Below are 12,719 nucleotides of genomic sequence, written 5' to 3' on the forward strand. Positions count from 1 at the left end.
CTGGGGTCAGGGGATCGGGTGGTGCATGCGGTCTGGGTGAGGTTGAGCGGGGACGAGCTGTCGAGCGAGCGCGACCGCGCCGGCGACCGGCGGTTCGTGGAGCAGGACGACCGTGGTGCCGGGGTGCTCCGCGCGGATCAGCTCGGCGACGCGTGCGGCGTACCGGGGTTGCCCCCGGACGACGCCGCCGCCGAGCACGACGTGACCGACCGGGGCGCCGAGGCGCTCGACGACCGTGACGAGACCCGCGAGCGACGCAGCAGCGGCGTCGAGGACTGTCCGGGCGATCGATGACCCAGCCTCCGCGGCGACGAACACGGCACTTGCGTGCGTCGCCCACCGTTCGGGGCGCGCGAGCATCATGCCGAACGCGAGGTCGCCGAGCGTTCCGACCTCGGCGGCACCGGAGAGCGAGCGTTCGAGTACCAGGTCACTCGCACCTCGGTCGGATGCCTGCAGTGCCGCGCGCACCGTCTCGCGCATGATGCCCGTCGCACCGCCGTCGTCACCGACGAGCCAGCCCCAGCCCCCGGCGTGCACGGTCCGCCCGTCCGTCGTCGTCGCCACCGCGATCGCCCCGGTGCCGGCGATCAGGCCGACCGCGTCTGGTCGGGAGACGGCGTGGCCGAGGAGCTGCGCGTCGTTGACCACCCGGACCGGGACGTCGAGGAGCCGGTCGAGTTCACGAGCGAGCGCAGCACACTGCTCATCGGTGTCACAGCCGTGGGCGCCGACCGCCAGCGCGAGGACGGGGACGGGGACGACGGACCGGACAGCGGCCACGAGGATCGCGGCCTTGCCGGACCATGACTCCCCGCGCCAGCGGTCGGTGGGCAGGGTGGCTTCGTACCGGACGTCACCCTGTTCGTCGACCGCGCGGATCGCGGTCTTCGACCCTCCGACGTCGAGGCCGACGAGCACGCCGCTCACACCGTGCCGTCCACGACCTGCTGCACCGAGTCCACCTTCGTGTCGTAGCGCGTGAAGGCACGTGCCTCGAGGTCCTTCCCGGCGGCCGCTGCCGTGTGCTGGACCAGCCGCTGCAGCAGTGCGACCTCGACGAGCACCCGCTGGGTCGGAGGGAGCACGGGGATCCGCACGACGGTCGCGGGTGCGTCGACGTCCTCGTCGGTCACGAGCAGGACGGGCACGTCCTTCTCGGCGAGCTGCTCTGCGAGGAGGCCCTCACGTGCGCCACCGAACAGCACGTGGCTGGTCGCGGGACCGGCGCAGTCCATCGGGCCGTGCAGGTAGGACCGTGTGTCCATCGCCATCGCCGGGAGACCCGGCCCCTCACGGAACAGGAGCGCTCCCTGCTCGGCGGCGGTCAGGTCGGCTGCGCGCGAAACGATGTCCACCGTCCCCCGCAGGGCGATCTCGGCCGCGAAGGCTCGGAGCTGCTCGTCGGCGTCGTCGACGACCGCGGCCGCACGCGCGGCCAAGCCGGTCCATCCCTGGTGCGTCGGTCGGCCAGCCAGACGGTCGGCCAGGAGCCCGAGCGCCACGACCGTCGCGCTGAAGCCGATCGACGACATGTGGCTGTCGACCAGGTCACCGAGGCCGATGACGGTCCCCGCCGTGTCGGCCAGCGGGGAGTCGGAGTCGTTGACGACGGCCACCCGCTGCTCCGCCGGGACGGTGAGGAGCGCCTGGATCGTCTCCCGGCTCCTGCCTCCCTGCGAGACCGCGACGTACACGTCGGCGAGCGCGACACCGTCGTCCGGGATGTCCGCGCAGCTCGACCGGTACGCCTGGACCCCGTCCGACCGCAGCGCGTACACCGGGGTCGCTGCGGCCGCGTGGCTGGCTCCGATCCCGGCGATGACCACGCTGCGGCCCACGAGTGCGTCCGCGCCGCCCGCCTCGAACCACTCGATGAGGGTCTGGGTCGCTGCGTCGACGACCGTTGCCTGGTCGGCGACGCCCTGGTCGAAGCTGAGCCATTCGTGCTGTGCCATTGGTGTCCGTTCCCTCGTGGTGTGCCGGTGACCCGGCCCTTCTTTAAGTAATCTGTCTTAATAAGTCAGACTGGTCAACCCTCGGGGAGGACGACCTGACAGAATTCACGAACACGAAACAAGGGGCGTCGCATGGCGGAGATCACCGTCGAGTCGGATCTGACGGACACGGAACGCGCGGTCCTGTCGGTGATCGTGGACGAAGGTGAAGCCACCCGGCCCCTCGTCGCCCGGAACACGTCGCTCTCGGCCCCGACGGTCGGCACCGCGGTGGGGCGCCTCATCGACCTCGGGCTCGTCCAGGCCGTCCGGACCGCACAGGGGGCGCTCGGTCGGGCTGCCACCGTGTACGCCGTCGCCCCCACCGCTGGCTGGCTGATGGGGATCGACGTCGGGTCCACCCGTGTGCACGCACGAGCGCGCGGTGTCGACGGCCGGGTGCTCGCCGAGTTCGCGGTCGACCTCGCGGCCACCGACACCGGGACGGACGCGGTCCGCTCGGTGGTGAAACGGATCAGGCGCGCGGTCGGGAACGGCAACGGTCCACTCCGTGCGGCCGGGGTCGCGCTGCCCCGGGTGATCCCGGACTACCTGTCCGGTGACGGTGGATCGAACTCCGGTGCTCCGCCCATCGACGAGTTGCTCCCGGCACTCGGCGTCCCTCGTGGCCTCCCCGTGCTGCTCGAGAACAACGTGAACTGCGCTGCGCTGGCCGAGATGGAGCAGGGCGCTGCTCGGGGGCAGGAGGACTTCGTCTACCTGCAGGTCGGCGTGCGCATCGGCGCGGGGATCGTGGCCGGTCGCCGGGTCCTCCGCGGTGCCCACGGTGGCGCGGGCGAGGTCTCCGCGGTCCCCGTCGGTTGGCCCTCCCGCCGCCAGGAGGACGCCTGGGCACTCGAGCGGTACCTCGGCTCCGGTCGGCTGCTTGAACGCGCCCATGAGGCCTGGTCGGATGAACCCACCGATCCACCCCGCACGGTGCCGGAGTTGTTCACCGCCGCTGCAGGCGGCAACCCGGTCGCCCGCGGAGTCGTGGAGCAGCACGCCGACGACGTCGGCCAGCTCGCGTTGACCCTGGCCGCGGTCGTGGACCCGGGCATCGTGGTCCTCGGCGGCGGTGTCGGCAGGAACCCCGTGCTGACCCCGGGTGTCCGCGCTGCCGTCCAGCGCTATCGGCCGGACCTCGACGTCGTGGTGAGCGAGCTCGGGGACGCTGCCAGTGTCGAGGGTGCCGTCGCACTGACCGTGGACCACGCCCGAGGCGCACTGCTCCACGGACATCACCACCGGCGGCTGGACCTGCGGACCGCGGTCGTCAACCTGCCGGACTGACCTCACCGGCCACGACACCTCCCGGTGTCAGGCCAGGGCACGGGCCGGACTGGAGGCTCCCCACCGGGCTGGCACCGAGCCTCCCGTCCGGCGGCTGGTCGCCGCCCACCATGGTGGCCAACTGGACGCCCGCTACCGTTGTCGTCGTGATCGCACCGTCGCCGTCCGTGCCCGCCTTCTGGGCAGCCCGCCGCCGCGAGTCCCCCGACCTGCCGGAAGCCGTCCCGCTCGCGTGGGCCTTCGGCGCGACGCCGGAGCACGCCGACGCCCTGCTCGACCTGGTGCTGCGCGGGGTGAAGGACGGGACCGCGTCCTCGCTCTGGGACCACGAGGAGAGCGGCGACCCGCTGCCCGAGGTCGGCGAGCTCAGCGTCATCCTCGATGGCGCTGGGGAGCCCCGAGCCGTGCTCGTGACCACGAGGATCATTATCGTCCCGTTCGACCAGGTCGACGCCGAGCACGCACACGCCGAGGGAGAGGGCGACCGGACCCTCGCCTACTGGCGGTCCTCGCATGAGCGCTACTGGCGGGAGCACTCCGAGAACCCCCGCGGCTTCGCGCCGGACATGCCGGTCGTGTGCGAGCGCTTCGAGCTGCTGTGGCCCCGATGAAGGTCATGCCCGCGGACGCACCGGAGCGGTGGGAGCTCGAGGCGCAGGGGTGGACCGTCGTCGCCCGCTCGTTCGGCGCGCAGCTCGACGCGCACGCGGTCGATCAGCCCCGGTTGCAGGGCCTCGTTGCCCGGACGGCCGATGTCGGTTCGGTGCGCGAGCTCAGCCATGCCGACGTTGACGCCGTCCTTGCCCTCGATGCCCTGACCATCGGGGACTACCCGGGCAGCATCGCGACGCAGCACACGCCGCTCGACCGGCAGCGTGCGACGCCTTCGGAGTCGCGGCGGGCATTCGGGGTGTTCCTCCTGAGCGGGGAGCTGGTCGCGATGACGTTCGTCGACGTCGACGGGTCGGACGCCGAGACGGACTTCACGGTCGTGCACCCGGCCTGGCGCGGACGAGGTCTGGGTGTCGCTGCCAAGGCGGCGTCGGTGCTGGCGCTGCTCGCCGACGGCGTCACGCGGTTCCGGACTGGAGGCTCGGCCGACAACGCGGCGATCCTGGCCGCCAACGACGTGGTCGGCTACGTGCGCGACGAGGAGTGGGTGACGCTGGCGCCCGACGGTCGCTAGGAGGGCGCCTGGTCGGTGCCCTTCAGGCGCGCGACGATCGCGCCGTGAGGGCGGGGCGTCCCATTAGCAGCGGCGCGGGTGTGCGTCTCGACGAGGTCGAAGCCTGCGGCCTCGAGCTCCTGCGCGAGGAGGTCGGCCGGCCAGCGCCAAGCGGTGACGATCGCGTGGTCGAAGGGCTCGAGGGCGTCCCCGAGGAAGAAGCTCACGAGGAGGTGGCCGCCCGGTTGAAGGACCCGCGCGAACTCGTCGAGGGGGCGGCGGATCGCGCTCGGCTCGTGGTGGATGAGGGAGTACCAAGCCAGGACGCCGCCGTACGTGTCGGCTGGGTCCTGGAGGGCGTCGATGCTGCCGAGCGTGAAGGGCACGTCGGGGTAGGTGCTGCGAGCGTGGTCGATGAAGGCGGGGACCTGATCGACGCCTCGGACGTTGATGCCCTGCCCGGCGAGGTGCGCTGTCCAGTGGCCGGGGCCGCACCCGGCGTCGAGCAGCGTGCCGTCGACGGAGGCTGCCCACGTCGTCACGAGGTGCACGTCGGACGGGTGCACCGATGCCATCGACCCGAGGTGCTCGGCGTACTCCGCAGCGCGGCGCCCGTAGGCGGCGAGGGCATCCGATGGCATGGGCAGAAGCCTAGGAGGACTTCGGCCACGACCGACCGGCATCGTGCTGCCGCTCGTCTCCCGTGTCGAAGAAGGCGGTGAGGTACTCGTCAGGGGTGAGGTCAGAGTCCCGCATCAGGGAGAAGACCTCCGAACCGTCACCGAGGTCGTCGAAGAGCGCAAAGGCCTGAGCGAGCCCGACGTACTCCGCGTTCACGTCATCGGCGTACTCAGCGGCATCGTCCTCAGCCTTCGCGATCGCGTGATCGAAGTCAGCGGCGAGGACGATGACGATGCGCTCCTCGTACGTGCTCCCGCCGTGGCGGAACACGCAGCGGACTCCGAACCACGCATCCGTGGCGTTCTCTGGCATGACCCGAGCGTAGGTCCCGATTCACTCGTGCTTCCCAAGGGAGCCCGCATCCGAGGCGGCGTCTCACAGGATCAAGAACGGCTGTTGGGCGATGTCTGCGGGTCCTCCTGGCCGGTCACCCTTCGCGTCATCACGACGCTGTCGTAGTTCTTGCCGGGGAAGCGCACCGTGTCGACGTGTTCGAAGCCCCACCGCGCGTACATGGCGACGAGGTGCCCCGCAGGTGCTGCGGTGTCGAGCCCGATCGTCGTCATGCCATGCCGCACGGCCCACGCCACGGCGACCTCGAACAGCGACTTCGCGACGGCGCGACCACGCAGCTCTGGCCCGACTGCCACCTGGCACAACCATCCGGTGCCTGCCACTCGAGCGTGCGCGGACAGCGGTCGAACGTCCTCCGGCGGAGGCACGGACATCGTCATGCTCGCGGCCACCCGGCCGTCGTGTTCCACCACCCAGCAGACGCCCTCTGCCACCCGCTGTCGAGTTGTCTCGACGTCTTGGGTGGCTGCGGTGAAGTTCAAGCCCGCTTCTTGCAGCTCTCGATATGCCGAGTTCAGCAGAGCCGTCAGCTCTGGAGCGTCCTCGGCGCGAAAGAGGCGCGGCTCGACATCGATGGTCATCCGGCAAGCCTAGAAGGATGCCTCTCGGCGCAGCAGTCCGCTAGCTACAGTCCAGTTGGGGATGGTCAATCGGACGAACTTGGAGCGGGCTCTGACAGCGCGGGCCGGCCGGAAGTTGTGCGTGAACGTCGTGGGAGCAGGACGATGGCCAGCATCGCGGTGAGCGCGTAGGTGCCGGCTTGGGCTTCAAGCAGGGGCAGTGTGCCGAGCGGTTCCTGCAGGAGCCCCGCGGCCGTTATTCCGATCGCCTGGCCGATCGCCTGGCCGAGGCCGAGTGCGGCGAAGGCGCTTCCCCGGTGCGCGCCGCGGGTGGCCTGTTGCAGGAGGCTGGTCAGTCCCGCGCCCATGAAGACCGCGGGTACCCCGATCATGGCGAAGAGCAGCGCGTAGAGCGGCACGGCATGGGTGACGAACGACGCGTTCCAGCAGAGCATGGTGATGAGCGTCAGCATGCTAGTGCCGATGAGAGCGAGCCGTAAGGCGTCGATCTTGGCCCCAAGGACGCCGAGGACGAGCCCGGCGCCGATGGCTCCGATCGCCTGCACGCCGCGGAGGAGGCCGACGTCGGCTTCGTTCCCGCGGATCACGTCGGTGACGAAGAAGACGAACAGGACGAGGAAGAGTCCTTGTGCGACCGATGCGACGGTGTTCACCAGGACGAGGTGCAGCGTCGGCCGGTGGGCGAGGGCGTGGAGGACGCCGCTGGGCTTCGGCGCGCTTGGGTGCGTGCTGGGATGCCCGCCCGGGTTGGTTCGGCGTTCGCGGGGCAGGCTGAGGACGAGGGCAGCCGCGACGACGTAGGAGGCCATGTCGATGAGCGCAATGGCGCTCAACGAGCCGACCGCGAGGAGCACACCACCGAGCGGGCCACCGACGATCCGGCCGAGGTCGTTGTTCAGCCCGACGAGCGCGTTCGCCGAGTTCGCACGCTCGAGTCCGACGAGTGTTGGCAGGAGCGCGTTCTTCGCCGGCAGGAAGAATGCGCCGAACGATGCTTGAGCCACGATGACTCCGTAGACGATCGGCAGGTCCGACGCCGCGTGCACCAGGAGCAACGGCAGCAGCGTCAGCGCCTGCCCGACCATCGCCACGACCATCACCAACCGGTGTGACAACCGGTCGGTGACCCGTGCGACGACCGGAGCGAGCAGCACTGGCGGGGCGAGCTCGAGGAGGAAGGCGAACGACGTGCCGACTGCGGAACCGGTGAGCTGGAGGACGACCAGCGGCAGAGCGATGAACATCAACCAATCGCCGGTGTCCGACACGAGCCCGGCGAGCCAGAGCCGCCGGAACGCGGGTACAGCCATCGCTGAGCCCCTGAGCCCGGGACGGGTGGTCGTCGTCATCACCGGCCCGGTCCGAACCCGAACCGCGGGAACGCACTGAGCGACAGGTGCACGTGTTCGGCGTCGGAGGGTGCGTCCGTCCGGGTCGCCTGGATGTACGGCCGGACGACCGCGTCGAGTCGTTCGATGACCTCGGCGAGCTCGGCCGGCGAGAGGGCGAGGCCGTAGGAGGCGTGCAGGTCCACCGTCCGCCACTCCGGCGGTACGACGTCGCGGCCGCGAAGGTACTCGCGGAGCAGGTGGTGGTCGAGCTCGACCGAAGCAGCCAGCATCCGGTCGACGCCAGCCAGGTCGGCCGGGTCGACGTCGTCGGTGGTGAACCCGGTGATGCTCGTGCGCCACGGCCGGGAGCGACCATCGCCCGAGGGATCCGGCTCGACCAACCCGTGGGAAGCCAGCACCCGGAGGTGGTAGCTGCAGTTCGACGGAGTGTCCCCGACCGCGCGGGCGCACTGTGAGGCCGTCGCTGGGCCCGAAGAGGCGAGGTATCCGAGGACGTCGAGACGCACCGGGTGGGACAACGCATCGAGGACCCCCGGGTTAGCGAGGTTCGGACGATTTTCCTGCACGACGACTCCCTGCGATCTGAAACGGTCTTTCAGATCGTAGGGCGTCGAGGAACAATCTGCAAATGACTTTCAGATCGACGGACATTTGACTGCTCAGTGGGGTCCCGTTAGCCGATCGGCTATCGAGACGACAACTGCCCGCGCGGTCGCTCTCGATGCAGCCGATCAGATCCGGCATCCTTGCCACATGGAGTTCTCATGGTGGACGTGGTCTGGGATCGTGAGCGTCGCGCTGGTGGGCTGTGGACTCATCGGTCGTGCTGTCGTGATCGCAGTTCGCCGTGATGGGGTCGGCCGGGCCAGAGCAGACCGCGGCGCAAGTGCTCCTTGGTTCTGGTTCGGAATCGGGGTCGTCGCCGCCTCAGGAGTTCTACTGATGCTCTGGGCTCATGCATTAGACAGCTGACGGTCGCACTGCAGACTCCGGTGTCAAGAGGCGAACTTGTCTCAGTGACGCATCCGCACACGGACGGGTCCGTGCAGACACGTTCTCAGTACTCGAGCGTGGGCCACTCCTGCAGTCGTGAGAAGCGTGGACGCGAGGGGATCGGCTCGTCGTCTTCTATGACGCGGAGCTCGGTGAGCACTGTGATCTGACCCAGGTCGTACGAGCGGTGTGCGACTCCGTCGCGCTCGTCGACGACCAGCGTCGTGCGTTGCGCGGGGTCGAACTCGTGCTCAAACGTGAACAGCAGCCAGTGCTCCTTGATTCGCTGGACGAGCATCGGTGAATAGCTCGCGGGCGCCCCCCACAGGAGAAGCAGTTCCGGAGTGAGCAATCGAACAGGAGGGGCCACTGCGCCGCTACGCGCGAAACTCACCTCGGACGGGCCGTCAACAGAATGAAGCACGCCCTCCGCATAGCGGTCCCGATGCGAGTCCCCCTGCCGGTCGAACATCCAACTTTGGTCGCGCTCGTCAACGACCGCTTGGAACTGCCACGGACGTTCGCGACCATCCCGTCGCACACTCACGCCGCGCGCGAGCCGGCGTCTCGGGAGCCGGAGGGCAGCGACCTCAGTTCGGAGCGGAGGGACGTCGGCCTCGGTCAGGACAGTATCGAAACGCACCTCATCAGTGTGGCCGATCCGCAGCGTGCAGCGTGGTTCCCGTTACCCGATCGGCTACCGGGCGTCCTTGTTCGAACGCCGCACCCGGTTAGCCCTCGTGGCGAAGCCGACAAGTGAGAGCACTACGAGGAAGACGCCCGCGATCAGCAGGAGGAACGCCATTGGGTCACCGCCATGGATGACCTTCATTCCGCCAACAAGCGTCATGACAGCTCCGCCCAGGGCGACGACGGTCAACGCGAGTACTCGGCGAAAGGGCACAGGCGCCAACGTACGCTGTGCGCTGCGCTCGACCGCGCTCTTCCTGACCTAGACGCTTGGAATTGTCTCAGTAGCCGATCTTGGTTTCAGGCGGACGTTGCAACACCACCCGGCTCGGGGGATACCCATAAGCCGATCGGGTAACGAGACAGCGGTCGCCCCTAGTCTCAGGCACGTGAACGCACTCGTCGCCTCCGCGGTCGTCATGCTCGCTGCTGTCAGTCCGAAGTCGGGCGCCACGATTCCTCTGTGGGCGTTCGTCCTCGTGATCGTGGCGATCGTCGCTGTCGGAGTCACGATGTTTCTTCGCCGCAAGCGCTGACTGTCCCTCGGAGAGCTGGGGCGTCTCGTTCGGTAGCGGATCGTCGTCCGGGACACATCAGCGACACCGGTCCCGGCCGGTAACCCACCGGCTATCCAGACAGGCCGAGCGATATCTTGACCGACCCACGCTCGCGGGCAACCTGGCTGGCTTCGCAGCGAGATGAGCGAGCGTGGCTGACAGACTCGGGCGGTGACGAGTCAACCGGTCTGAAACAGGGAGCAACCGTGATTGGTGCGGTGGTCTTCTACTCGCTGATGATCGTTGCTGTGGTCCTCATGCTCATTGAGCGACGCATTGGGCGGAAGCCCGAGAACGAGCAATCGGAACGGCAGAAGCGCTTCATGGACGCCGACCTCGCGGCTGGTCGGGCACTCCGAGGCTCATACACGCAAGGGGTCCACATCACGAGCGCGGTCCTGGGGTCTGTCTTCGTCGTGGTCGGTTTCGTGCGTCTGGTGGCGGGGGATCTCGCGTTCGGGATCCCCAGTCTCGTCGGAGGCGTGGTCGCTGCATCCTTCGGCATCCACCTTCTCGTCACCACGTCGCGACACAGCAAAGACAGCGACGACAGATCGTGAACGTTTCGGTTGCGGATCCTTCTGCGGACATGGCCGTCGGGTCACCCGACGAATGATCAGGTGAAGATGCCCTGGTGCGCGAGCCCCCAGAGCATCGCACCGCCCGCAATCACTCCCCCTACGGTGGCGAGAGCATTTGAGAGCCGGTTCGTTGGCTCCGTTGAGCCTTGGAGCTTCCGATAGAAGGCGTATCCGATCGCTGCCATCAGGAACGCGGCTCCGATCGCGAAGGCGACGACCACTTGAACGGGAGCCATCACGAGGACTACTTTCGCCGTCGCCGGGTTGACAGTGCAGCGCCCACGATCAGGATCACGACCACCGCAGCGATCCAGATGTGCGGCGGCAGACTGTTCGATGCGCCCGGCGGGTTCACGACGGCCAGCAGTCCTGCGGGTTCCATGTTCCGAGCCTAGAGAACGCCCTGTGTCTCTGCAGGGGATCGGCGGCTGAGTCGCGAGCGGCGTCCATGGGCGCTTCTGCGTCCGCAGAGCATCGCGGGCGTTCGAGTAGCACGATCCGGCGCTGATGCGTGTCGGTGTCGGATGCATGGGCGGCGACTCACGCCGCCGATCGGCCGTTGCCGGCGCGCGTCGAGACGGCGACGAGTGCGAGCGCGACGAGTGCGGCCACGCCCGCCGCGAGGAACACCGCCCACGCGCCGAGGTGGAGTGCACCCGCACCGAGGACAGGGGCGACTGCGATGCCGACGTACGTCGCGGTCGAGTACCACGACAGTGAGACGCCGATCTCTGCCGGGTTGGCCGCGACGAGGACGGCCTGGATCCCGATCTGCGGCGCGATGGCGACGAGGCCCCACACGGCGTAGAGCACGACCGCGCCGGGCAGCGATCGAGTGGACACGGACAGCGCCGCGTAGACAGCGGCCATCGCGATGAGGCCGAGGACGGTGGCCCACACGCCGCTTCGCCGATCCACCGCGATCCCACCGAGCCATGTCCCCACCAGGGTCGCGAGCCCGAAGGAGAGCAGCACGACGGCGAGCACGCCGGGACGCCCGCCGACGACCGGCGCGAGGACCTCCGAGGTGAAGACGTAGAGCACGTTGAACGACACCATGTAGGACACCATCGCGACCAACGCGAGGAGAATCCGGCGATCCGCGAGGACGCTGAAGCGCTCCCGCAGCGACCGCGCGGCAGCACCGGGGATGCCTGTCATCGTCAGCCCGAGCGTGACCGCGAGGAGCCCGGCGAGCACCGCGATGCCGGCGAGCGCGGCCCGCCACCCGATCCCGGCAGCGACCGCCGCGCCGAGCGGTGACCCGAACGCGATCGCGCCGGCGAATCCTGCAGTGACGATTGCGATCGCGCGTCCGCGGTGGTGCGGCTCGACGAGCGTCGGGGCAGCCGCGGTGGCGGGCGGCACGAGGGCCGCACCGCCGAGCGCGGCGATGACGCGTCCGACTATGAAGACGTCGACGTTCCCCGCCACCGCCGTGACCGCGGTGCCGATCCCGACCAACGCCATCCCGGTCGTCAGGAGGCCCCGGCGCGGGACCACCGCCAGGAACGTGGCGACGAGGGGCGACGCCAACGCGACGACGGCGGCGTACCAGGTGATTGCCGTGGCGACCGCCCCGGTGGAGGTGCGCAACCCCTCGGCGAGGTCCGGTAGGATACCGGCGATCACGAACGCGTTCGTCCCGACCACGAACAGTGCAGCAGCGAGGACCCACAGGCGCGCCAGTGCAGCAGCGCCCATGCCACGGGCCGGATACGATCGTTCGAAGGATGTCATACGGACACGCTAGTAGACCGTTAGAGAATCATCGAACGATTGGACACGGATGCCCGAGTACCCGAGCGCCGACCTGGCGGACGTACCGCTTGCGACGGTCCTGAAGGCACTGGGCGATCCCACCCGGCTCGAGATCGTCCGGATGCTCGCCGACGGCGCGCCGTTGCCGAAGAACGACGTCTGGGCGGCGTTCGCCGCGTCGAAAGCGACCTGTTCGTACCACTTCAAGACGCTCCGAGAGGCGGGCATGGTGGTGTACGAGGTCCACGGCCGGACGCACGACATCCGCCTGCGCGTCGAGGAGCTCAACCTGCGGTTCCCCGGCCTGCTGCTGGCTGTAACCTCGGGCGCACGCCACTGAGGTCAACGGAACACAGCCCGGACCCGCCAGGGTCCGGCGGTCGGCCATCCGCCCGCTCGATGTCGAGGCAGGACCGGTCATTCGACAGCGTTGCCTCCGGATCATCAGCGGCCGACGAGTTCCGTCGACACCGTCCAGAGTCGTGCGGACGCGGCGGGGTCGAGCGCTCATGCCTTGACGCCCTGCGGGCGGTCGGCGAGGTTCGCGTCGTCGGGCACCGTGTACGCGTCATCGAGGTGGTGCCCGCCGGCGACGGGGCAACGCTCCGCGAACACCTCGGCGCCCCGCACCAGTACGGCCTCGACCCGCGCTTGGGTTGATGAAGATTGACGGGCAGCGGACCGCGCCCGTCACGGTACGGCCATGGTGTCCGC

General features: G+C 69.1%; 17 protein-coding genes. 6 read left to right on the forward strand and 11 right to left on the reverse strand.

Annotated features, from left to right (window positions below):
• Positions 1-6 precede the first annotated feature (6 nt).
• Positions 7-930 (reverse strand): N-acetylglucosamine kinase, encoded by a 924-nt coding sequence (locus OXR63_RS04235; RefSeq protein ID WP_267420299.1) that lies wholly within the window; start codon positions 928-930, stop codon positions 7-9.
• A complete protein-coding gene (locus OXR63_RS04240) occupies positions 927-1,958 on the reverse strand; it encodes an SIS domain-containing protein (RefSeq protein WP_267420300.1) in 1,032 nt (343 codons plus the stop codon). Before OXR63_RS04240 ends, OXR63_RS04235 begins: the two co-directional genes overlap by 4 nt.
• Before the next feature lie 132 nt (positions 1,959-2,090).
• On the opposite strand from OXR63_RS04240, the gene OXR63_RS04245 reads away from it, so the two are divergent.
• The 3 genes from OXR63_RS04245 to OXR63_RS04255 all read left to right on the forward strand — a co-directional run bounded on the left by OXR63_RS04245 (position 2,091) and on the right by OXR63_RS04255 (position 4,476).
• Entirely contained in the window at positions 2,091-3,290 is a 1,200-nt protein-coding gene (locus OXR63_RS04245; RefSeq protein ID WP_267420301.1) for an ROK family transcriptional regulator, read from the forward strand.
• Between the two features lie 146 nt (positions 3,291-3,436).
• Complete coding sequence (locus OXR63_RS04250; RefSeq protein WP_374116062.1) at positions 3,437-3,901, forward strand: ASCH domain-containing protein; 465 nt, start codon at positions 3,437-3,439, stop codon at positions 3,899-3,901.
• 5 nt (positions 3,902-3,906) lie between these two features.
• A complete protein-coding gene (locus OXR63_RS04255) occupies positions 3,907-4,476 on the forward strand; it encodes an acetyltransferase (protein ID WP_267420302.1) in 570 nt (189 codons plus the stop codon).
• On the opposite strand, the gene OXR63_RS04260 is transcribed toward OXR63_RS04255, so the two are convergent.
• The 6 genes from OXR63_RS04260 to OXR63_RS04285 form a co-directional block, all read right to left on the reverse strand.
• Complete coding sequence (locus tag OXR63_RS04260; protein WP_267420303.1) at positions 4,473-5,096, reverse strand: class I SAM-dependent methyltransferase; 624 nt, start codon at positions 5,094-5,096, stop codon at positions 4,473-4,475. The two genes, OXR63_RS04255 and OXR63_RS04260, sit on opposite strands and share 4 nt — an antisense overlap.
• 10 nt (positions 5,097-5,106) lie before the next feature.
• The gene (locus OXR63_RS04265; RefSeq protein ID WP_267420304.1) at positions 5,107-5,448 is read right to left on the reverse strand and encodes a hypothetical protein; all 342 of its coding nucleotides are present in this window, start codon (positions 5,446-5,448) and stop codon (positions 5,107-5,109) included.
• A 71-nt stretch (positions 5,449-5,519) separates the two neighbouring features.
• Entirely contained in the window at positions 5,520-6,071 is a 552-nt protein-coding gene (locus tag OXR63_RS04270) for a GNAT family N-acetyltransferase (protein ID WP_267420305.1), read from the reverse strand.
• 65 nt (positions 6,072-6,136) lie between these two features.
• Positions 6,137-7,381: an MFS transporter gene (locus OXR63_RS04275; protein WP_267420306.1), complete on the reverse strand. Its 1,245-nt coding sequence runs from the start codon at positions 7,379-7,381 to the stop codon at positions 6,137-6,139.
• Between the two features lie 38 nt (positions 7,382-7,419).
• The gene (locus OXR63_RS04280; RefSeq protein ID WP_267420307.1) at positions 7,420-7,989 is read right to left on the reverse strand and encodes a helix-turn-helix domain-containing protein; all 570 of its coding nucleotides are present in this window, start codon (positions 7,987-7,989) and stop codon (positions 7,420-7,422) included.
• Between the two features lie 491 nt (positions 7,990-8,480).
• Positions 8,481-8,888 (reverse strand): hypothetical protein, encoded by a 408-nt coding sequence (locus OXR63_RS04285; protein WP_267420308.1) that lies wholly within the window; start codon positions 8,886-8,888, stop codon positions 8,481-8,483.
• 607 nt (positions 8,889-9,495) lie between these two features.
• On the opposite strand from OXR63_RS04285, the gene OXR63_RS04290 reads away from it, so the two are divergent.
• Positions 9,496-9,642, forward strand: a complete 147-nt coding sequence (locus OXR63_RS04290) for a hypothetical protein (RefSeq protein ID WP_267420309.1) — start codon at positions 9,496-9,498, stop codon at positions 9,640-9,642.
• Between the two features lie 116 nt (positions 9,643-9,758).
• Positions 9,759-10,223 carry a hypothetical protein gene (locus tag OXR63_RS04295; protein WP_267420310.1) on the forward strand — a complete coding sequence of 155 codons (465 nt, stop codon included), beginning with the start codon at positions 9,759-9,761 and terminating at the stop codon, positions 10,221-10,223.
• Between the two features lie 265 nt (positions 10,224-10,488).
• Here the strand turns inward: OXR63_RS04295 and OXR63_RS04300 are convergent, their stop codons facing one another.
• Both OXR63_RS04300 and OXR63_RS04305 read right to left on the reverse strand, forming a co-directional pair.
• Positions 10,489-10,626, reverse strand: a complete 138-nt coding sequence (locus OXR63_RS04300; protein ID WP_267420311.1) for a hypothetical protein — start codon at positions 10,624-10,626, stop codon at positions 10,489-10,491.
• A 158-nt stretch (positions 10,627-10,784) separates the two neighbouring features.
• Positions 10,785-11,984 carry an MFS transporter gene (locus OXR63_RS04305; protein WP_267420312.1) on the reverse strand — a complete coding sequence of 400 codons (1,200 nt, stop codon included), beginning with the start codon at positions 11,982-11,984 and terminating at the stop codon, positions 10,785-10,787.
• 49 nt (positions 11,985-12,033) lie between these two features.
• On the opposite strand from OXR63_RS04305, the gene OXR63_RS04310 reads away from it, so the two are divergent.
• Positions 12,034-12,345, forward strand: coding sequence for an ArsR/SmtB family transcription factor (locus tag OXR63_RS04310; protein WP_267420314.1), 312 nt, complete (start codon positions 12,034-12,036; stop codon positions 12,343-12,345).
• A 167-nt stretch (positions 12,346-12,512) separates the two neighbouring features.
• Here the strand turns inward: OXR63_RS04310 and OXR63_RS04315 are convergent, their stop codons facing one another.
• A complete protein-coding gene (locus OXR63_RS04315) occupies positions 12,513-12,635 on the reverse strand; it encodes a hypothetical protein (RefSeq protein ID WP_267420316.1) in 123 nt (40 codons plus the stop codon).
• Between the last annotated feature and the right edge of the window lie 84 nt (positions 12,636-12,719).

The organism is Curtobacterium sp. GC_Cur_3, assembly GCF_026544205.1.
GTDB lineage: Bacteria > Actinomycetota > Actinomycetes > Actinomycetales > Microbacteriaceae > Curtobacterium.

Bases quoted from the DNA above. Each gene is read 5' to 3' on its own strand.
- OXR63_RS04300 (WP_267420311.1), bottom strand. From the start codon at position 10,626: ATGGAACCCGCAGGACTGCTGGCCGTCGTGAACCCGCCGGGCGCATCG.
- OXR63_RS04275 (WP_267420306.1), bottom strand. From the start codon at position 7,381: ATGGCTGTACCCGCGTTCCGGCGGCTCTGGCTCGCCGGGCTCGTGTCG.
- OXR63_RS04305 (WP_267420312.1), bottom strand. From the start codon at position 11,984: ATGACATCCTTCGAACGATCGTATCCGGCCCGTGGCATGGGCGCTGCT.
- OXR63_RS04255 (WP_267420302.1), top strand. From the start codon at position 3,907: ATGCCCGCGGACGCACCGGAGCGGTGGGAGCTCGAGGCGCAGGGGTGG.
- OXR63_RS04285 (WP_267420308.1), bottom strand. From the start codon at position 8,888: ATGTTCGACCGGCAGGGGGACTCGCATCGGGACCGCTATGCGGAGGGC.
- OXR63_RS04245 (WP_267420301.1), top strand. From the start codon at position 2,091: ATGGCGGAGATCACCGTCGAGTCGGATCTGACGGACACGGAACGCGCG.
- OXR63_RS04310 (WP_267420314.1), top strand. From the start codon at position 12,034: ATGCCCGAGTACCCGAGCGCCGACCTGGCGGACGTACCGCTTGCGACG.
- OXR63_RS04270 (WP_267420305.1), bottom strand. From the start codon at position 6,071: ATGACCATCGATGTCGAGCCGCGCCTCTTTCGCGCCGAGGACGCTCCA.
- OXR63_RS04240 (WP_267420300.1), bottom strand. From the start codon at position 1,958: ATGGCACAGCACGAATGGCTCAGCTTCGACCAGGGCGTCGCCGACCAG.
- OXR63_RS04260 (WP_267420303.1), bottom strand. From the start codon at position 5,096: ATGCCATCGGATGCCCTCGCCGCCTACGGGCGCCGCGCTGCGGAGTAC.
- OXR63_RS04265 (WP_267420304.1), bottom strand. From the start codon at position 5,448: ATGCCAGAGAACGCCACGGATGCGTGGTTCGGAGTCCGCTGCGTGTTC.